Source organism: Sulfitobacter sp. (genome assembly GCF_036960155.1).
Taxonomy (GTDB): Bacteria; Pseudomonadota; Alphaproteobacteria; order Rhodobacterales; family Rhodobacteraceae; genus Sulfitobacter.
Map to the genome: position 1 here is coordinate 153,450 of NZ_JBALWB010000001.1, position 19,193 is coordinate 172,642.

Consider the following 19,193-nt stretch of genomic DNA (forward strand, 5'->3'; position numbering starts at 1 on the left):
CTGCTTTTTGGCAAAGGCGATAGGTATTGCTGCACATTTACTGTGCAGCCATGTCACGGATAGCGCTAGTAAAAGCTTTGCGGATCAATATCAACGGCAAGGCGCAGGTCGCCCTTTAGCCTGATCTGGCTGACCCAAATGCTGAGCGCGCGCTGCAACGCCACGCCTTTATCTGCCTTCACCAAAAGCCGAACGCGGTGGCGTCCACGCACCCGCGCAATAGGTGCTGGTGCTGGCCCATAAACCTGTGCACCAACATCCCGCAAGACGCGATCATTGCGCGCAAGTTGGTTGCCTGCATCAAACACCGCCGCCATGTCCGGCCCGCTAAGGATAATTCCCGCCAAACGCCCATAGGGCGGCATACCAGCCTGCTTACGCTCACCTGCCTCGGCTTTCCAAAACCCCTCTTCGTCACCCGCCAGAATGGAACGTATCACGGGATGATCCGGTTGATAGGTTTGTAACAACGCCGTGCCCGGTGCCTCGGCACGCCCCGCACGCCCCGCCACCTGCCGCATCAATTGGAACGTACGTTCTGCTGCGCGCAGATCGCTGCCCATCAACCCAAGGTCTGCATCAATGACCCCAACTAGGGTTAACTTGGGAAAGTTATGCCCCTTCGCAACCAATTGCGTGCCGATGATAATATCTGCTGTGCCCTGCGCAATACCTGCGATCTCAGCCTTGAGCGCACGAGCCGAGCCGTACATGTCAGAGCTAAGCGTTGCTATACGCGCATCAGGCCAAAGCGCGGTGGCTTCTTCGCCCAAACGCTCAACGCCGGGACCAACGGGTGCCAGTTTATCTTCGGCCTCACACGAGGGGCAGACGGTTGGCATTTCCTTACTCTCACCACATTGGTGACAGACAAGACGTTTGAGAAAGCGGTGCTCGACCATGCGCGCATCGCAATGGTCACATGCAATTTGATGTCCGCATGCACGGCACAGGGTCACGGGTGCATAGCCACGGCGGTTGATGAACAACATCGCCTGCTCGCCGCGCTCAAGCCGCAAATCCACTTCGGCCTTTAGCTTGGGTGAGACCCATCGATCCGACGGCAGCCCCTCGGCGCGCATATCGATTGTGCCCATCGTTGGCATCACCGCAGGACCAAACCGCGAAGTTAGCTCTAGCTTGGTGTATTTACCAGCTTGCGCGTTGGCCCATGACTCCAATGAAGGGGTCGCCGATGCCAACACAACGTGTGCGCCACAAATCGACGCCCGCAACACCGCCATGTCCCGCGCATTATACAGAACGCCCTCTTCTTGTTTGTAGGACGTGTCGTGTTCTTCATCGACCACTACCAAACCCAAGTTCTGGTAGGGTAAAAACAACGCAGAGCGCGCGCCGATCACAAGCTGTGCCTGCCCCTGCCCTACCATCCGCCAAATGCGCCGCCGCTCGGTCATTGTCGCGCCTGAATGCCACTCGGCAGGTTTCGCCCCAAAACGTGCCTCAACCCGTGTGAGGAACTCAGACGTCAAGGCGATCTCGGGCAGTAGTACCAGCGCCTGACGCCCCGCACGCAATGCCGCTGCAACCGCCTCTAGATAAACTTCGGTCTTGCCTGACCCGGTCACACCGCGCAGCAATGTGGTTCCGTAATCGCCTGACGACACCGCCGCTGCCAGTATCTCAGACGCATTGGCCTGATCCTCTGTCAGCTCTTTGCTGGGCAAATCAGGGTCCAGCCGCTGGAATGGCAAGTCGCGCGGGCTTTCTTCTTCATGCACAACGCCTTGTTTAACCAATCCCTTGATCACGGATGAGGTCACCCCCGCCAGTTCTGCCAGTTCCTTTAGGGTAAAGGACAAATCACCATATTCGCTGAGAGTTTCCAGCACTTTTGTGCGCGCTGCGGTCACGCGGTCCGGCTCGCCCTCACCCCGGCGATAGATTCGTTGCATCGATGGCGGATCACCCAAACCCGGCGCACGCGTTGTAAGCCGCAACATCGAACTGAGTGCTGTTAACGTGTAGGCTGCGGATTTCTCAAGGAACGACATCATTTCTGCGCGCATTGGGGCCGCATCCAAAACCCGCATAACCGAGCGCACCTTGTTATAGTCAAAATCGCCTTTACCAGCGCCCCACACCACACCGATCACTTTTCGCGGGCCCAGAGGCACCTCAACGAACGCACCCAACTGGCAACCGCCTTCGGGAGCTTTATAATCAAGTGCGCGGTCCAGCGGCTGTGTTGTCAGCACCGCGACCAGCGTACCTTCGTCAAAGAACATCTGCTGAGACAAACGAGGCTTCCTTGCGCCTGAGGGGAACGAGGGCTATCAGCGTCCTTGAAGACAAGCCAACAACTTGTGCCCAACATAACCGCCCTGCGCCCCATTCCAACCGTGAAGGACCAGATATGAAATTTTTTGTAGATACCGCCGAGATCAAAGACATTGCCGAGCTGAACGATCTGGGAATGGTCGACGGGGTTACAACCAACCCCTCACTGATTCTGAAATCAGGCCGTGACATCATGGAAGTCACCAAAGAAATCTGTAGCATCGTTTCCGGCCCCGTTTCTGCCGAAGTGGTCGCCATGGAAGCAGACGCGATGATCGCAGAAGGCCGCAAGCTGGCCGAGATCGCCGAGAACATCACCGTCAAGCTGCCCCTTACTTGGGACGGCCTGAAAGCGTGTAAAGTACTGTCAGGCGAAGGCAAAATGGTCAACGTGACCCTTTGTTTCTCAGCCAATCAAGCGTTGCTGGCCGCAAAAGCGGGCGCCACATTCATCTCACCATTCATCGGCCGTTTGGATGACATCGACATTGATGGCATGGACCTGATCGAAGACATCCGCACCATCTATGACAACTATGGTTATGAAACACAGATCCTTGCGGCATCCATCCGCACGGTTGGCCATGTGCGTGAATGCGCCCTTGTTGGTGCCGACGTGATGACAGCGCCACCAGAAGTGATCCGCAAGCTAGCAACACACCCGCTGACCGACAAAGGTCTTGAGCAGTTCATGAAAGACTGGGCGAAAACCGGTCAAAACATCCTGTAATTACTGCAGAACTTCGTCAGCCTTTTGATCCCAGCAGCGCACGCAGCTGCTCTGGGGTCAGGGGGAATATCGGTAAAGGCACATTTGTTTGCTGTTTTTCCATAGGCTGACGTTAGGACATACAAATCGATAAAATCAGGGGAATGGGCATGATGCCCTCCCCTGAAACGGCATTTTTGGCACGATTGCCTATTAAGTCAGCAAAAAAGAGCAGAAAATCAAAATCTGCCGTGGTATAGAACTTCAAAACAAGACGAGAGCAGCATGAGCAGCAGCCCAAAAATTGAAGACGCCCTGCGCGAAGCGATCATTTCGCAACCAGATGTGATTCTGGACGACAACGATGTCATGCAGGCGCTGATTGCCGCAAACGAGAAAGCCATGGGCGGCAATATTGTCGACCTACGCGGAATCGCGATGGAACGCCTTGAGACGCGCCTTGACCGTCTCGAAGACACCCACCGTAGCGTTATTGCAGCCGCATATGAAAACCTTGCTGGCACCAACCAGATCCACCGCGCGATTCTACGCATGCTTGATCCGGTTGAATTTGAAACCTTCCTGCGGGACCTTGGTGGCGATGTTGCCGAGATTTTGCGCGTTGATGCGGTCAAGCTGGTTCTCGAATCTGTCCAGAACGATACTGACCCCGCCGTGCAGCGCCTTGGCGAAGTCCTAAGCGTGGCAGAGCCCGGATTTATCGACAGCTACCTTAGCCAAGGACGCGGCGGCGCAGTGCGTCAGGTTACCTTGCGTTCGGTTCAGGATGCATCCGAAACCATCTACGGCCCTAACGCTGAATGGATTCGTTCTGAAGCATGCCTCAAGCTGGACTTTGGCGCAGGTCGCCTGCCCGGCATGTTGGTAATGGGCGCCGAGGACCCGCATATGTTTGGCCCTCAGCAAGGAACAGATCTGTTGATGTTCTTTACAGGTGTATTCGAGCGGACCATGCGCCGCTGGCTGTCTTGAGCGACATACCAGATACCCTTGCCATCTCTCCCGCTGCGCGGGACGCTTTGCAGACGTGGTTAGATCATCAGCGTGCCCTCAAAGGGGCGGCAGAAAACACCCTGACGGCGTATCGCGGCGACGTAACCGAATTCCTGGCGTTTATCAGCGTGCATCACGGCCAGACCCAAGGCCTTGGTGCGCTTGCCAAAATCACGGTAAGTGACATGCGCGCGTGGATGGCCCAGACGCGCAACGCCGATGTGGGATCGCGCAGCCTTGCGCGCAAATTATCCGCTGTAAAAGCGTTCTATCGATGGCTGGCAGAGCGTGAGGGTTTTGAACCCACCGCCGTTCTGGCCACGCGCTCCCCTAAGTTCACAAAAAAACTCCCCCGCCCGCTGGCCATTGATGCGGCGCGTGAATTGATCGACTGCGTCGAGACGCAAGGCCGTGATCCTTGGGTCGCTTCACGCGATGTGGCTGTGCTGACGTTACTCTGGGGATGTGGCCTGCGTATTTCCGAAGCCTTGGGTTTGACGGGGGCCGATGCGCCGTTGCCCGATGTTTTGCGGATCACTGGTAAAGGCGGAAAGGAACGGGTTGTTCCTGTCTTACCAGCTGCACGTAACGCCGTTGATGCCTACCTGCGGGCATGCCCGCATCCACACCAATCAAACGAGCCGCTTTTCCGCGGCGTACGTGGCGGCGGCCTATCCGCTGGCGTAATCCAAAAAGTGATGGCAAATGCCCGTATGCAACTGGGCCTTCCCGCTAGTGCAACACCGCATGCAATGCGCCACAGCTTTGCCACCCATCTGCTAGATGCAGGTGGTGATTTGCGCGCAATCCAAGAATTGTTAGGCCACGCGTCTCTTTCCACCACTCAAGCTTATACGGCCGTGGATACTGTGCGCTTGATGGAAGTGTATAACCGCGCCCATCCCCGCGCATGACGCTTTTCCTTTTGCATCTGCCTCTTTGATTTGCGAGACATCCCGTATGACAATCAAACAAAAAGCGCTCGCTGTTCATTTCCTCACCGCCACAGGCGCGGTTTTTGCCATGCTGGCCATGTTGGCCGCCGTTCAAGAAAATTATGACATCATGTTTTTCTGGCTGGTTGTGGCCTTCTTTGTGGATGGCATCGATGGGCCGTTGGCGCGTAGATATAACGTCAAAACAAACGCTCCGGAGTTTGACGGCGTGCTTCTTGATCTGATCATTGATTATCTCACCTACGTTTTCATCCCTGCGTTTGCCCTATTCCAATCAGGCCGAATGGACGGATGGAGCGGCTGGTTGATGCTGATCATTGTCACCTTTGCCAGCGCGATGTATTTTTGCGATACGCGCATGAAAACAAAAGACAATTCATTCTCTGGTTTTCCCGGATGCTGGAACATGCTGGTGCTGGTCATCTTTGCCCTAAACATTCCGTGGCACATCAGCCTTGTGCTGGTGACATTCCTCGCCATCACCATGTTTATCCCGCTGAAATTTGTGCACCCAGTCCGTACCGAGCGTTGGCGCAACGTCACATTGCCAATGGCCTTGGCATGGACATTCTTTGCCGGTTGGGCTGCCTTGGTGAATTTTCATCCAGAAAGTTGGGCAGCGTGGGGTTTAGTTGTGACCTCAATCTATCTTATCTTCGCCGGTGTTGCGCAGCAAATCATGTATGATGGCGCTGATATCTAAATCAGAAAACCACCTGCTTTTTCATGACGTAGCAGTGCAACTTTGGTTTCAACCCCACCTGCACCTGAAAACCCCGTAAGTCCCTTTGCCCCCATAACGCGGTGGCACGGGATGATGACGGGAATCGGGTTTCCGCCGCACGCACCACCCACTGCCTGCGCAGGCGCGCCTAACTGTTTGGCGATGTCGCCGTAAGTACAGGTATCGCCAAAAGGGATCGCTGACATTGCAGCACAAACAGCGCGCTGAAACTCACTTCCCTTGACCTGAAGCGGCAGATCAAACACCTCCAGCTCTCCCGCGTCATAAGCAACCAACTGGCGGCGCGCTTCATCTAAAACCTCAGTACTGTCCTCATTGGCCGCCTTTCCCCAATCAAGCTTGGTTATGTGGTCACCTTCTTGCGTGAGGATCAAATCGCCAAATTGTGTGGCTACGGTGCATGTTTTCATATCTTGAGTATGCGCGCTGTGCGTTCACCACTCAATCCGAATGATGATAAAATCCTCCAAGGAATAGAAAAAGGGGCCAGTATTGAAGGAGCCATTCCGTACTGTAGGACATAGACTTCTAAAACCTGTCAGCTGAAACGCTGGCAGGCTTTGTTTTTACGCCTAAATTTCGTCGAAATCTTAGCATTTAAGGCGCATACTCACGGGAAGTTCAAACTTCCCCTGAGTGGCATCATTTTGTGTCATTAAAAATTTCGCGTCTAGCCGCTTTGGCCAACATTATTAGTGAGCAAGCTCTTGACGAAACGGACCAAAGGACCGAACGGAATGCAAAGTCTCCCAAACCTTTCGCTTGCTCAAATATACCCCCGAGTATCGGGTGATACAAATATGAACTGCTGCGGCGACCCCGACTATGGGAACTACGGAATCGAACCTGCACCCACGATACACTCACTTGTGGGTCGTGGGGCTGCGGAGAAGCGGCTTAGGGCTGCTATGTCCGACCCCTCCATCGCAAAGGGTGTTGGGCGCTACAAAATTATGTCTGACAGCGACGAGGCATCCCATCGTGAGACGGACGCGTTCGAGCTTGAAGGTAACCCTAGGGCCTGGAATGACGGCAGGGTTCTCGTGTGCCAACATCTTCGAGGAAACTCGGAATGCAATGTGCAAACTTAGTTACTTACAAACGATGCCTTCGAGGAAGAGCGGAACCGTCTGCTCACCCAGAACGGTGCCCTCGTAGGCCCCATTAGTGGAAATTGTGGAACCAGCTATTTGGAGGCACCCCATGAGTTTGCCTTCAACGGAGCGAATGGGAACCCGACTCGGATGGTTGGGCATAAAAAGGGTTCTGAGTCTCGGGCCCGTTCTGTCCGGGTCATCCACAAACCCTGCAAGGGTCTTCCCGGAGCTCGTTTCACCGTTACCAGCGATCACCGACGCCAGAAGAAGCGCGATAAAAATATTCAAATACTCACGATGATCGCCAATGGCGCCAGTATCCACGATATGCGACGCATCCTCCGCAGCCCAAGGGGTGAAGCTGAACCGGGAATGTCCCGACTTTATGACCGAATTTTCTGGCTCGATCGGGCATTGCTAGCCTATGAAAAGGCACAGCTTACGCAATGGCGAAAGCGCGTCGAAAAACAAGCGGTCAAGAACGGGAAACCTTACACGCATTCTCGGATCACCCAAGATGGCATCAGTGTTGGGGTCAACTGGCAGGCTAAAATTGACCGGAAGAGTACCCAATCGAACTGCGCAGTAAGTGCCGACATCAAATCGGGATATGTGTTCCGTTGTGATGTCGACTTTGATCCTACGGTTGATCCTCTTGAGGTCGTGGAGGACGCCTATTTCGGAGTTGCCAAAAGCGTGACCCTCGGCAAGCAATACCAAAATTCTGACGGAACCTTCACTGCCCCGCTTATGCACTTCCAGCGACCGACCGGACGCTTCGACGAGCCCGCGCTCTTCGCGGCTGCGGAGAAGCAGCTTCGACACTTTGTTAGCCGCACTGAAAAGGCTCTCGACGCAAAGGCGAAAGCCCTGACGAATGAAGCATATCAGGCCATAAACCAAACAAATAAACGCACTGACAAAATCGAATACCTGCGCGAACATTGGTTCAATTTCGTCGAGCACGAGCGGGACAGCAGGAACAGTTTCAACGGCATTATGACGCGTGATACCTTCACCAAAGCTGCTTCATTGTCCTGTCTCAAGATGATGGTTCCATCAGGATAAATCACGCTTGTCGGAGAACAGGAAGCCGCGATGGCACGTGTGGTGCCGCACATTTTCCGAAAAGAGATACTCGCCGATCGTTTTGAGTGGGCAGTGGTTGGATTTAACAAGAAACCATCCATAGGCTTGATTGAGACCCGACAGGCAGAGTCCCGTGACAGTCTTCGAAACTGGAGGAATATGCATCCGAATCTTGAGCATTGGGACGGGTTAGCAAGCTGGGCATCCGCGAACCTAAAGCCTGCAGTTCGTAAGGCAGCAAATGGTAATGTCAATCGATGGCCAGGGTCAAACTTTGCTTCAGTTTCTTTCCAAGTTTGTGGATCAGCAGTCCAGTCCAAGCAGCAAATGAGATAGATAAGAAAGTCGGGTTTCCGATCCTCTCGCCACGCTACCGGAAAGTTTATCGGAGGTTGGGTATGAATGATCAAATCACCGACCCGGATTTTCGGGCGGCTATTACACGCCGCGTTCTAATGGCAACACTTCAGCCGATTTCGACCTACATGAACGCTATCCGTGAGCGGGTCAGCATCATCCAGCGGGCTTGCGGCCGTAGCGCGAGAAATGGCCTGAGCTACATCAATGCTGCCGCCTATAGTCCTCGGATGCTGATCGCATTGATGAACATATGGCGTGTTCATTACAACTTTTTTGATTGGCGAACCTATCAGCCTCCAGTCGATTCTGCTGAGGAAAGCGGCTTAGAAGGCGTCGGCGGTGGCAATATGAAGCCTCGTATGAGACAGCTTGTAGTGCTGGGAACGAACCAAAAATATTTGAGCCTCTTCGGCGCGCAACTCAACCAAAACGTACCACACCTGCGATGCGGATGGGCGTGCTCACTTCGTCAGCGCCAAGAAAGCGGGCCGCTGACGAAGCAGCTGTAAATGCCGCTGCCAGAACATCGCAAGACAACACTCAGAATGATCCAGGTTCCGAAATGGCTGCATCCTCGCCGAAAGAGAAAAAGGATCTCAGGCGAGATGATCGCCCCTACCTACCGAATCTCTCACGAATCCTCTATCAACCGTGGCTTTTTCACCGAACGCCGATGTGGGCAAAGCTCCAAAGAAGGTAGTTTGTCCCAGAATATACGGGGCTGTCAGCATACTGTGTTGATCCACTATCCTGTAGTCGGTTTCGTTCGGTAAGGTGCATAAATATTCGAAAAAGCATGGAGGTATAACATGAGCGATATTAACTTTGAGGACGCAGACAAGGATATTTTTTAGCCGGTTGCAATCTTCTGGTAAAATTTCAAACGAACTAAGGCGCATCATGACCCAACGATACAATCGTTGTAGTATCTGCGGTAAAACTATTGAAGAAAAGCGCCCTGCATTTGCAGGCTACGGTAGTGGGAATTCTCCACTTGTCACTTGCGCTGATTGCTCTGATGCCTTGAAGGAATTAGCAACGCCAGTTTACTGGACCGGGACACTCGATTTGTCCGTAGACGAAACCCAAGCAATATGGCGCTATATGGATTTTTCGAAGTTCGTAGCAATGTTGCAGCAGGGCGGGTTATATTTCACTCGGGCTTCCGATTTTAGTGATCCGTTTGAGGAGGCAGCGGGCATCTCTTCGCGGGAGATTACGTGGAACCAGCATTATTTGAGCTTCTTCAAGGACGCGGTCGTAACCCCTCCCGCCGGATTTCCGCCCGTTAAAAAGTCAGAGGATTAAGTTGATCAGGAATCTGATCGACTGCTTCATCAACTCAAGGCGGCATATGCTGGAGCAAGAGACTTGCTCGTTAGCTGTTGGCACATGAACAATGTGGAGTCTGAAGCTCTATGGAGGATTTACTGTTCTCCGGGCGCACCAGGCGTTGCAGTGAAGACAAATGTCACGCGTTTGTGGGGTGCAAGCAGGAACGAACAGAACGCAATCATTGGTAAGGTCCACTACATTGATTTTACAAAACACTTTGCGGCTGGAGATCAACGGATTTACCGCAAGCGCTCGTCCCTTGCTCACGAGAGGGAAGTTAGGGCAGATTTGCCAAACGACTTGGAAAACTCATTAGACGGATTTTTAATGCCCTGTGATCTCAACGATCTCATTCAGAAAGTTGTCATCTCGCCTTATGCCCCTTCGTGGTTTCACAATGTGGTTAATGAGACAATTTTCAAGTTCGGATACAGCATTCCCGTCGCAGCGTCAGAAATCAAAGAAGAGCCATTTTATTGAAATTTTGAGGGGGCTTTGGAGTTAAAATTCCGCCTTTATCTGCATTCCATACGGCACGCGCAAAAATAAGATCTTAGTTTGCTGGGGCAGGTCCAGAAACGAAGCTCAATATCACGACAAGCAAGGACCCAAACAAGTAACGGGCGGTGAGGAAAATCACCGCCCGTGTCCTATAACTCGGAATGGCTCCGGTATTGAACCCGCCCCTTTTCAAAATTCAGTCTTAGGTTATGCCTTAGATGGCTGCATCACAACGTGCACAGACAGCTTCATGGGTATGTGTGCCAACGTCTGGCAGCACCTTCCAGCACCGTGCACATTTTTCCCCGTCCGCTTTGTCAAAGACAACGCCGACGTTGATCACATCATCCAATGTGAATGCACCCTCTGGTGCCTCGCCTTCAACAACCGTGATCTGGCTTGTGATGCACAGATCCGCAAATGTTTCGCGGTTGGTGATAACCGCTGCAAGTTCTGGCGAGAGGTACACGGTTGGTGCGGCCTCAAGGGAGGACCCGATGACCTTGGCTGTGCGCTGCTCTTCGAGCGCACCAGTCACAACACGGCGCACCGCACGTACGGTTTCAGAACGCGCAGCCAGCGCATCGTCACGCCAATTGTCTGGCGTTTGCGGGAAATCCACCAAATGCACAGAGGTCTCTTCCCCATTGCGCTGCAGCCAGATCTCTTCCATCGTGAACGGCAAGATTGGTGCCAACCACGTGGTCAGGCGTGCATACAAGTGATCCAGAACGGTCAGCGCAGCCAGACGGCGTGGCGTGTCCCCATCACAATACAGCGCATCCTTGCGGATATCGAAGTAGAACGATGACAGATCAAGCGTAGCAAATTCAAAGATTGCGCGGAACACGCCTTGGAAATCAAACGCCGCGTACCCTTTGCGCACAACATCATCCAGCACGGCCAGTTTGTGAAGCATCAGGCGCTCCAATTCGGGCATATCCTCTACCTTAACGGCCTTGGACGCGTCAAAGTCAGGGAGCGACCCAAGCATGTAACGCATGGTGTTGCGAAGCCGGCGATAGCTGTCTGATGTGCCTTTCAGGATTTCGTCCCCGATACGCTGATCGGTCGTGTAATCCGTTTGAGCCACCCAGAGACGCAAGATATCGGCACCGTACTGCTGGATGATCTTTTCAGGAACGATCGTGTTGCCGATGGATTTGGACATCTTGAAGCCCTTGGAATCCAATGTCATCCCATGCGTAATCACATTGCGGTAAGGCGCATGTCCCGTTGTGCCAACCGACTGCAACAAGGATGAGTGGAACCAACCACGGTGTTGATCGGTGCCTTCCATGTAAACGTCAGCGATGCCATCCTCGGACCCGTCTTCGCGGTCACGCAAAGTGAACGCGTGTGTGGAACCGGAATCAAACCAGACATCCAAAATGTCCACAACCTGATTATAGTCATCAGGGTTTACGATACCGCCCAAGAAGCGCTCCTTGGCGCCCTCTTCGTACCATGCATCCGCACCTTCGATTTCAAACGCCTCAACAATGCGTTTGTTCACATCATCGTTGCGCAGCAGGAAATCTGCATCTGTCGGAAGCTTGCCTTTGAGGGTGAAGCAGGTCAGCGGAACACCCCATGCGCGTTGACGCGACAGCACCCAATCAGGACGTGCCTCCATCATTGCATGCAGGCGATTGCGGCCTGATTTCGGTGTCCATTTGACGTTGTCGATTTCGGTCAATGCACGTTCGCGGATTGTCTTGCCGAATGTGTCCTGCCCGTCGCCCACGGGGCGGTCAATCGCTGCAAACCACTGGGGCGTGTTGCGATAGATAACGGGTGCCTTGGAGCGCCAGCTGTGTGGATAGGAGTGTTTGATCTTGCCACGCGCCAACAGACCGCCAACTTCGACCAGCTTGTCGATCACTGCCGCGTTGGCGTTGCCCTCTTTGCCGTTCGGCTTGAGGATCGCCTTGCCGCCAAACAGCGGCAGATCATCGCGGAAACGGCCATCAGGGTTCACGTTATAAGTGATCACCTGCTCCAACATGCCCAATTCGCGGTATAGGTCATATTCATCCAAACCGTGGCTTGGTGCGCAATGTACAAAACCCGTGCCATCCGTATCGGTCACAAAGTCAGCCGCACGGAAATCACGCAGATCATCCCATTCGCCATTGCCGTCCTCTACGCCATGCAGCGGGTGTTTGAGGCTGATGGTTTCGAGTTCTGCGGTAGTCACATCACGGACACGGGCCCACTGGCCGTCCTCTAGGCGTGCGCGGCCCATAACATCCGCAGCCTGATTGTCAGCCAACAGATAGCGGTCGCCCACAGACACCCAGCACTCTTCGGGTGTCTCGGTGATCTCGTAAAGACCGTAAGAGATACCCGCGCCGTAAACGACGGCTTTGTTAGACGGCATGGTCCACGGTGTTGTTGTCCAGATAACAACTTGCGCGTCTTCCAGATCACCACCACCAACAACTTTGAACTTCACCCAGATCGTGAAGCTGTCTTTGTCGTGGTACTCGACTTCGGCCTCGGCCAATGCGGTCTGCTCAACAGGCGACCACATCACTGGCTTGGAGCCTTGATACAGCGTACCGTTGGTGAGGAACTTCATAAATTCTTCGGCGATCACACGTTCGGCGTGGAAGTCCATTGTGAGGTAGGGCTTTTCCCAGTTCCCCTGAATGCCAAGACGCTTGAATTCTTCGCGTTGGATATCAACCCAGCCCGCTGCAAAGCTACGGCATTCGCCGCGGAATTCATTGATCGGAACCTGATCTTTGTCACGGCCCTTTTTGCGGTACTGCTCTTCGATTTTCCACTCAATCGGCAGGCCATGGCAATCCCAACCCGGGATATAGCGCGCGTCGCGGCCCATCATCTGGTGACTGCGCACGATCATGTCTTTGATGGTTTTGTTCAGCGCGTGACCGATGTGCAGATGCCCGTTCGCATAGGGAGGGCCGTCATGCAGCGTAAAGGGTTCACGTGTTTCCACCTTGGCCTTTTCGCGCAGACGATCATAGATGCCCATCTCTTTCCAGCGCTCCAGCCATGCTGGCTCGCGCTTGGGAAGGCCCGCGCGCATCGGAAAGTCAGTCTTTGGCAAGCTAAGGGTAGATTTATATTCTGGGGTCTCGGCGCACATGTCTGGCGTCCTTTGTGGTCGGTTATGTCAAAAATTTGGGGTCGGTGCGAGAGGCTCAAACACCTTGGCCCGGCGGCTCAGGATTGGCCGAGCGCCGGGGAAGTAATTCGTTGTATGATCAGGTAGGCTGTCATCTTGACGAGGCTTATAGGCACCTGCCCCCAAGGGGGCAAGCGCGTCTTAGTCTTGGCTTGGTAATTCGGGCGGGGATGCCGCTACATCGCCCTGTTCGCGGTCGCGGTCCTGCGCCCAGCGGTTGAGCCACGCAAGCCCCGCAAGCGACAGACCCAGTACCAACAATGAGAACACCCGCGTGAGGCCATCCAGATCGCTGATGTCGATCAGGAACACTTTGGCCACGGCAAGCCCGATCACCACCAGCCCCGCCTTGCGAATGGATGCCGATTTGCGGGCCAGCGACTGATAGAACAGGCCAGCGCCCAGCACGAGCAACACAATCGTATAGGTGTACTGCTCTGCTTGGGAGACGTTGAAATCAAGGTTCATGGCCGCGCCGCCCTGCCAGAAGTGGCGAACCCCCATAAGCGCCCAAAACGCAACAAGAGCACCTCCAGTGATCGCAGCTGCTAAACGCAGGCGGGTGTCGATACGGACAAGCCGCCAAGCCCCCAACAATAACACCAACGCTGGAATTAAGTATGCAGCAGCCAACGTATTAAACACTATCGGGCCATACACGTGACTGGTTAAACCGTGACGGAACAGCGGGTTCTCTACAATCAATGCACTCAACAGCGCCCCACCACCGATCAAACCAAACACACATGCCAAGGCCCACCGCACCTTGTCCAACAGGCCAGCGGTGCGCCCTTCGCTGCGCTGCACCTGTGCCAGTGCAAGCCCCAGCCAGATCGCCGCGTTTAGCCCAAGGCTCCAATGGGTATCGACATAGCCCGCGCCAACGGAACTTTCGATCCAACGCAATATCAGCAAGCTAAGGGTTAGCCCCGCGGTCGACCACGCCGCAGAATCCAACATTACCTGCGCAGTTGGACGCGTAAGAGGACGCAGCATCCACAACGATGCAACAAACGCCAACAACGTACCGACATAGGCAACCAAAACACCCACCAACGGCCCCTCAGCACCATATTCCAGTCCCGGATCAACAACCAAACGATAGCCAAGCGTCACAACACCCACCGCAATAAACCAGCTTAAAGGGGGCAGATTCCATTTGCGATCAAGCACCGCTGCCGCAACAACGGTCACAGCCAGCGCTACCGTCAAGGCAACCGAGCTCAGCACAATCACAAAGGCAAACGCCATACAGGCCAAGGCCGACATCACTGCAAAACTAACCCGCAGGCGTTCTTGACCGTCTACGGGGGCAAACCGCTCTGCAAAAAGCACCATCAGCGCGGCCAAACCTGCGGCATGCAGCGCCCACGGATAGGGACCGATCACGCCCGAGGGCTGCCAGCCCATCTCAAGCACGATCGCCAATGCGGGTGCAAAAACAGCCGCTACAACAGCCCAAATCATGCCAAACTGCCCGCCGCGCAATGCGCGCCACAGCGCCAGAACAGAGATCAAAACACCGATAGCGATCAATATGGTGATGATCCAAGGAAACCCCGCTTCGGGGCTTTCGCTATAAGTCTGGGTAAAGCCCGTGTAGGTTTCGCTGCCATTTTCGGACTGCGCGAATACGGATAACAACAAAATCAGCGCAGGTAGAAGTGCTGCATCCTGCAAAGCTGGTGCGCGATTTGACCATGAGATCAAAAGGACTGACAGAACTGTAAGCAGTCCCATGCTCAGCCAGATTTCAGATTCGCCGGATTTCCATGCAACCAACAAGATAAAGCAACTTGCGGCCACGCTGGCAAACGCCAGCAGTGTCGGGAATGCAGGCCATGTCAGGCCACGGTCCTTTGCCCCGAATGTGACGCGACCAAGAACGCCCAGCAAGGCTGGTGGGCCTGCGTGATCTGGCGTCAAGCTGCGGGATGGAATGAGGATCGCAAGCAGCGGCAGCATTGCAAAATAGAGCTGACCCGTCCACGCGGTTACATTCCCGCCCATCATCGTGGCAAAGCCCATGACATAGGCCAAGACCAGCGTAAGCGCCGAAATCCAGTCCCAACGCCGGATCGTATCCACACCTAGCCCCAACGCTGCAACAATTCCGTAATACCCGAACAACGGGCTAGGATCAGCGTCACTGCCCGCCAGCATAAACGGCGCTCCATAAGCGCCGATAACACCAACAGCGACCAGCAGCGGGCCATGCATCCATCCAAGAACAACCGCAATCAGTGCAACCGCAATCATGCCAATCATCGCGGAACCGCCGCCAATCAATTCATACAGCATCCGCGCAGACAGGATTGCTCCGAATAGCGTCACAATTCCCGCGCCAGAAAAGACGGATGGCAAGTAAGCCGTGGCTGATTGTTCCCCATCGCCAAACCTGCGGCGAATAAATTCACCCACACCAATCAGTGCCCCCCCAAACGCCAGCCCCGCCGCAACACGCGCACGCGGAGGCAACAGGCCGTTCTCCATCCCGTATTGAACAAGGAATATCCCCGCCAATGCGAGGGATGCGGCGGATACAGCGTAAAACCAGTTTTGCTGCAACCAAGGCCCCAAATTGGAAAGCGCCTTATCCAGCACCGTTTGAGGTGCAGGCTCAGGAGGTCGAGACTTAACAAGTGGCGGCGGCGTAATCTGAGGTCGTTCACGAACTGACCGGGTCACTGCCGGAAGGACATCCTGCGACACACTCTCAGTGGTTTTTGGTTGAACCACAGGCATAGTCTTGGGCAGATCAACGGTCTTTGGCACGACAACGCCATCTTTGCGCAATGCATCAACTTGATCACGCAAGGTGATGATTTTGCTTTCTGCCTGGTTAAGCCGGTTACGCAAATTGGATAGACCGATCATCAACGCGATAAGCGTCACAGGAATGGCCAGCACCAATAACCCAACAACAACCAATATTCCGTCCATACCACTTGTCCCGTCAGAAATTTCGAAATATCCCCGTCAGTAACAACGGGACCGATTAGGTAAAAGTAAGGAAAACCTTAGTTTTATTTGCCAGACTTGCCAAACAGCCCACCAAGGCTGCGTGCGATGATGCCGCGCACCTTTGGGCGTTCAGAGGCTGTAAACGCAAGTGGACGGCATACTTCGATCGCGGCCACGCCCACGCGTGCGGTCAGCGCACCATTCACAAGCCCCTCACCAAATCGACGGCTTAGTTTGCCCAATAGTGAACCACCAAGGATCGGCTCTAGCATGTCATCGCCAACAGCGACCGCGCCGGTGGCGACCAAGTGTGACAGCACGGCACGGGTTAAACGCCAACTGCCAAAAAAGCCGGAACGCCCGCCGTAGATCTCGGCAATCCGCCGGATCATCCGCAAATTGGACGTCAGTGCAGCCGCGACATCCGCAAGGGCAAGCGGCACCAAAGCCGTTACAGTAGCAACCTGACGTGCAGCTGCTTCAACTTCGCGCTGAGCGGCAATATCTAACGGCCCCAGAACTTCGATCTCGGCAACAGCCAGCAGGCCCGCTGCATCCAGCTGATCACCGCGCAACTCTGCAAAACGATCGCGCCCCCAACGGGTATCTTCGCGGCCTTTGTACAAGCGTAGCAACCGGTCGGATACATCGCGCGCGACAGCAAGGTCTTCGTGGGCCAATGCTTGCGCTGCGCTGTGACGCAACCCGTCAAGACGCCCCAAACGACCAAAGGCCGCCATTTCGCGCAAGGCGATCAGCGCCAAAACCAAAAGGAAGACCGCCATCAACACGGTCATGGCCGCACCCAGCAGCGGATAACGCGCCAGCAGATCAGTGATGAACGTCCAAGCTGCTATGGAAACTAGCGCACCAATCAGGGTGGTAGCCAGTGCCCAGAACAGACGTGTCAACAGCGAGGGCTTATGTGCCGCCAACCTTGCTGCGATTTGCATGGCCTGCCCTTGAGGGGCGTCTTGGGCGGGCAAATCCACAACTGGTGGGGCATCTGACACTGAAGGGCGCACGTTTGTGTCTTCCTCAAGATCAAAAAGAACCGGGCCTTTGGCCATTATCCGTTCTCCTTGATCCACTCAAAGCGGATATCAGGCAGCTTTGCGTCATTGCCCTCACCATCCGTGCGCGTGATGCCTTCAAATCCTGCCTTGCGATAAAAGCGCGCGGCCCGTTCGTTTTCTTCATAGCTCCAAAGGCCTAGTTTTTTGGCCCTGCGCTGTGCATCAGTGATCAGTTTGCGTGCGATGCCCTGCCCTTGCAGATGCGGCAGCAGATATAGCCCGTGGATTTCTGTCCCCTTGCGCGCAATAAATCCGGCCAGCACCTCATCGGCGTAGGCTGTGCGCACCCAGCCTGCCTCGATCATATCCCCCACCAACATTATCTCTTCGGCGCCACTATACAGTTTTGGCAACCACTGCAGGCGTGCGTTTGCAGCGCCCATGATATCTGCAAGTTTGCCTGCATCTAGCGTGCGGGCTGGGCGGATCGTGATAATACTCACAACCGATCTCCGATCAAAAATTCTGCTGCGCGGTCCAGCCGGATGTGCGGCGGTCCATCTCCGGGACGCAAGGTAAGGGGTGCAGGCGCAAAGCGCATAATTTGGTAATCTGCGTCAAGCCATTTTTCAACTCCTGCGCGTGCAGGGTTCAATAAATGTGCTGGGTCTTCGGGCAGATCGCCGGGGTAAAACGCCGCCTGCTTGCCCGTATCCAGCAATGTACCGCGTACAACATCAAGGGCCGTCCCCTCATGGTTCATCGTGTCCTCAGTGGTTGAGCGCAAAGATGCGATGGCCAAGGCTTGTGTATCCGCGCCAGCAAAACGGGCACGTTCACGCGCTTCACGGGTCAACGCCTCCATAATCGCGGTCAGTTGGGCGTGTTGGCTGTGATGAAGGTGATCTGCCTTGGTCGCCGCAAAGAGAATTTTCTCCACCCGTTTGCCGCCCATGATTTTGCTCAGGAATCCGTTACGCCCCGGCCTGAACGCGCCCAGTGTTTCGCTCATCGCGGCGCGCAGGTCTTCGACGGCGGGCGGGCCCGCATTGATTGCGCCCAGCGCATCCACCAACACTACCTGACGGTCGATGCGGGCAAAATGATCGCGGAAGAACGGCTTTACGACTTCGCGTTTATACGCCTCAAACCTACGGCCCATTTCGCGGCGCAGGCTTTTGCGGGCATCGCCGTCTTGGGCCGGCAGTGGCGCAAATGTCAAAACAGGTGACCCCGCCAGATCACCCGGCAACAGGAACCGCCCCGGCGTGCAATCTGAAAACCCATCACTGCGCGCTTGGGTCAGGTAGGCCGCAAAAGACGCAGCCAAAGCTTTGGCTTGTGGCTCATCCAGTGCTGCTTGGGGGTCCGTGCCCTCAACCAATGCCAAATAGGCCTGCGCCTGCGTGCGCGGCGCGATGCGTTCAAGCGTTTGTACGCACCATTCATCATAACTGATGTCGAGCAGACCCAAATCCAGCAGCCATTCACCGGGGTAATCGACGATATCCAAATGTATCGTGCGCGGGCCTTGTAGCCCCGACAGCAACCCTTTGGGACGCACACGCAGGCTCAGGCGCAATTCGGACACGGCGCGCGTACTGTCTGGCCAACTGGGTGTTTGCGCGGTGAGCGCACCAAGGTGTGTCTCATATTCGAACCGTGGAATGGTATCATCTGGCTGTGGTTGCAAAAATGCAGCCTCTATCCGGCCCTCACCTGCTGCAACAAGGCCGGGCATACGGCCACGATCCATCAAATTGGCAACCAATGAGGTAATAAAAACCGTCTTACCTGAACGCGCCAGCCCCGTGACGCCCAGCCTGATTACCGGCTCAAAGAACGTCTCAGAGACTGTATCTTGTACGGCCTCGACCTGCCGCCAGATGCCATCTGCGATTTGAGAAAGTACCACGCGCGCATTGTCCTCTTTGTAGCCCTCTACATAG

15 protein-coding genes are annotated in these 19,193 nt (G+C 54.8%); 8 read left to right on the top strand and 7 right to left on the bottom strand.

What is annotated here, in order from left to right; genetic code table 11:
* Positions 1–65 precede the first annotated feature (65 nt).
* Entirely contained in the window at positions 66–2,249 is a 2,184-nt protein-coding gene (locus tag V7775_RS00640; RefSeq protein ID WP_335751040.1) for a primosomal protein N', read from the bottom strand.
* Positions 2,250–2,377: 128 nt separating this feature from the next.
* On the opposite strand from V7775_RS00640, the gene fsa reads away from it, so the two are divergent.
* The 4 genes from fsa to V7775_RS00660 all read left to right on the top strand — a co-directional run bounded on the left by fsa (position 2,378) and on the right by V7775_RS00660 (position 5,683).
* Positions 2,378–3,031: a fructose-6-phosphate aldolase gene (gene fsa / locus V7775_RS00645; protein WP_335749921.1), complete on the top strand. Its 654-nt coding sequence runs from the start codon at positions 2,378–2,380 to the stop codon at positions 3,029–3,031.
* A 264-nt stretch (positions 3,032–3,295) separates the two neighbouring features.
* Positions 3,296–4,003, top strand: coding sequence for a DUF484 family protein (locus V7775_RS00650; protein WP_335749922.1), 708 nt, complete (start codon positions 3,296–3,298; stop codon positions 4,001–4,003).
* Positions 4,000–4,938 carry a tyrosine recombinase XerC gene (locus V7775_RS00655; RefSeq protein ID WP_335749923.1) on the top strand — a complete coding sequence of 313 codons (939 nt, stop codon included), beginning with the start codon at positions 4,000–4,002 and terminating at the stop codon, positions 4,936–4,938. The genes V7775_RS00650 and V7775_RS00655 overlap by 4 nt, the downstream gene beginning before the upstream one ends.
* 46 nt (positions 4,939–4,984) lie before the next feature.
* Entirely contained in the window at positions 4,985–5,683 is a 699-nt protein-coding gene (locus tag V7775_RS00660) for a CDP-alcohol phosphatidyltransferase family protein (protein WP_335749924.1), read from the top strand.
* Here V7775_RS00660 and V7775_RS00665 read toward each other — a convergent pair.
* Positions 5,680–6,135 carry a methylated-DNA--[protein]-cysteine S-methyltransferase gene (locus tag V7775_RS00665; protein ID WP_335749925.1) on the bottom strand — a complete coding sequence of 152 codons (456 nt, stop codon included), beginning with the start codon at positions 6,133–6,135 and terminating at the stop codon, positions 5,680–5,682. The genes V7775_RS00660 and V7775_RS00665 overlap by 4 nt on opposite strands.
* Positions 6,136–6,969: 834 nt before the next feature.
* Between V7775_RS00665 and V7775_RS00670 the strand changes: the two genes are divergently transcribed.
* From V7775_RS00670 to V7775_RS00685, 4 genes are all read left to right on the top strand, one after another.
* Positions 6,970–7,890, top strand: coding sequence for a hypothetical protein (locus tag V7775_RS00670; RefSeq protein ID WP_335749926.1), 921 nt, complete (start codon positions 6,970–6,972; stop codon positions 7,888–7,890).
* Between the two features lie 419 nt (positions 7,891–8,309).
* Positions 8,310–8,780 carry a hypothetical protein gene (locus tag V7775_RS00675; RefSeq protein WP_335749927.1) on the top strand — a complete coding sequence of 157 codons (471 nt, stop codon included), beginning with the start codon at positions 8,310–8,312 and terminating at the stop codon, positions 8,778–8,780.
* Positions 8,781–9,171: 391 nt separating this feature from the next.
* Positions 9,172–9,579 (top strand): hypothetical protein, encoded by a 408-nt coding sequence (locus tag V7775_RS00680; protein ID WP_335749928.1) that lies wholly within the window; start codon positions 9,172–9,174, stop codon positions 9,577–9,579.
* A 150-nt stretch (positions 9,580–9,729) separates the two neighbouring features.
* Positions 9,730–10,086 (top strand): hypothetical protein, encoded by a 357-nt coding sequence (locus V7775_RS00685; RefSeq protein ID WP_335749929.1) that lies wholly within the window; start codon positions 9,730–9,732, stop codon positions 10,084–10,086.
* Positions 10,087–10,321: 235 nt separating this feature from the next.
* On the opposite strand, the gene ileS is transcribed toward V7775_RS00685, so the two are convergent.
* The 5 genes from ileS to V7775_RS00710 form a co-directional block, all read right to left on the bottom strand.
* Positions 10,322–13,225, bottom strand: a complete 2,904-nt coding sequence (gene ileS, locus V7775_RS00690; protein WP_335749930.1) for an isoleucine--tRNA ligase — start codon at positions 13,223–13,225, stop codon at positions 10,322–10,324.
* 180 nt (positions 13,226–13,405) lie between these two features.
* Entirely contained in the window at positions 13,406–16,207 is a 2,802-nt protein-coding gene (locus V7775_RS00695) for a DUF2339 domain-containing protein (protein ID WP_335749931.1), read from the bottom strand.
* 83 nt (positions 16,208–16,290) lie between these two features.
* Positions 16,291–17,298: a YcjF family protein gene (locus V7775_RS00700; RefSeq protein WP_335749932.1), complete on the bottom strand. Its 1,008-nt coding sequence runs from the start codon at positions 17,296–17,298 to the stop codon at positions 16,291–16,293.
* Positions 17,298–17,747 (bottom strand): GNAT family N-acetyltransferase, encoded by a 450-nt coding sequence (locus tag V7775_RS00705; protein ID WP_335749933.1) that lies wholly within the window; start codon positions 17,745–17,747, stop codon positions 17,298–17,300. Before V7775_RS00705 ends, V7775_RS00700 begins: the two co-directional genes overlap by 1 nt.
* Positions 17,744–19,159: a YcjX family protein gene (locus V7775_RS00710; RefSeq protein WP_335749934.1), complete on the bottom strand. Its 1,416-nt coding sequence runs from the start codon at positions 19,157–19,159 to the stop codon at positions 17,744–17,746. Before V7775_RS00710 ends, V7775_RS00705 begins: the two co-directional genes overlap by 4 nt.
* Positions 19,160–19,193 lie beyond the last annotated feature (34 nt).

Bases quoted from the DNA above. Each gene is read 5' to 3' on its own strand.
- V7775_RS00640 (WP_335751040.1), bottom strand. From the start codon at position 2,249: ATGTTCTTTGACGAAGGTACGCTGGTCGCGGTGCTGACAACACAGCCG.
- fsa (WP_335749921.1), top strand. From the start codon at position 2,378: ATGAAATTTTTTGTAGATACCGCCGAGATCAAAGACATTGCCGAGCTG.
- V7775_RS00650 (WP_335749922.1), top strand. From the start codon at position 3,296: ATGAGCAGCAGCCCAAAAATTGAAGACGCCCTGCGCGAAGCGATCATT.
- V7775_RS00660 (WP_335749924.1), top strand. From the start codon at position 4,985: ATGACAATCAAACAAAAAGCGCTCGCTGTTCATTTCCTCACCGCCACA.
- V7775_RS00665 (WP_335749925.1), bottom strand. From the start codon at position 6,135: ATGAAAACATGCACCGTAGCCACACAATTTGGCGATTTGATCCTCACG.
- V7775_RS00670 (WP_335749926.1), top strand. From the start codon at position 6,970: ATGGTTGGGCATAAAAAGGGTTCTGAGTCTCGGGCCCGTTCTGTCCGG.
- V7775_RS00675 (WP_335749927.1), top strand. From the start codon at position 8,310: ATGAATGATCAAATCACCGACCCGGATTTTCGGGCGGCTATTACACGC.
- V7775_RS00680 (WP_335749928.1), top strand. From the start codon at position 9,172: ATGACCCAACGATACAATCGTTGTAGTATCTGCGGTAAAACTATTGAA.
- ileS (WP_335749930.1), bottom strand. From the start codon at position 13,225: ATGTGCGCCGAGACCCCAGAATATAAATCTACCCTTAGCTTGCCAAAG.
- V7775_RS00695 (WP_335749931.1), bottom strand. From the start codon at position 16,207: ATGGACGGAATATTGGTTGTTGTTGGGTTATTGGTGCTGGCCATTCCT.
- V7775_RS00700 (WP_335749932.1), bottom strand. From the start codon at position 17,298: ATGGCCAAAGGCCCGGTTCTTTTTGATCTTGAGGAAGACACAAACGTG.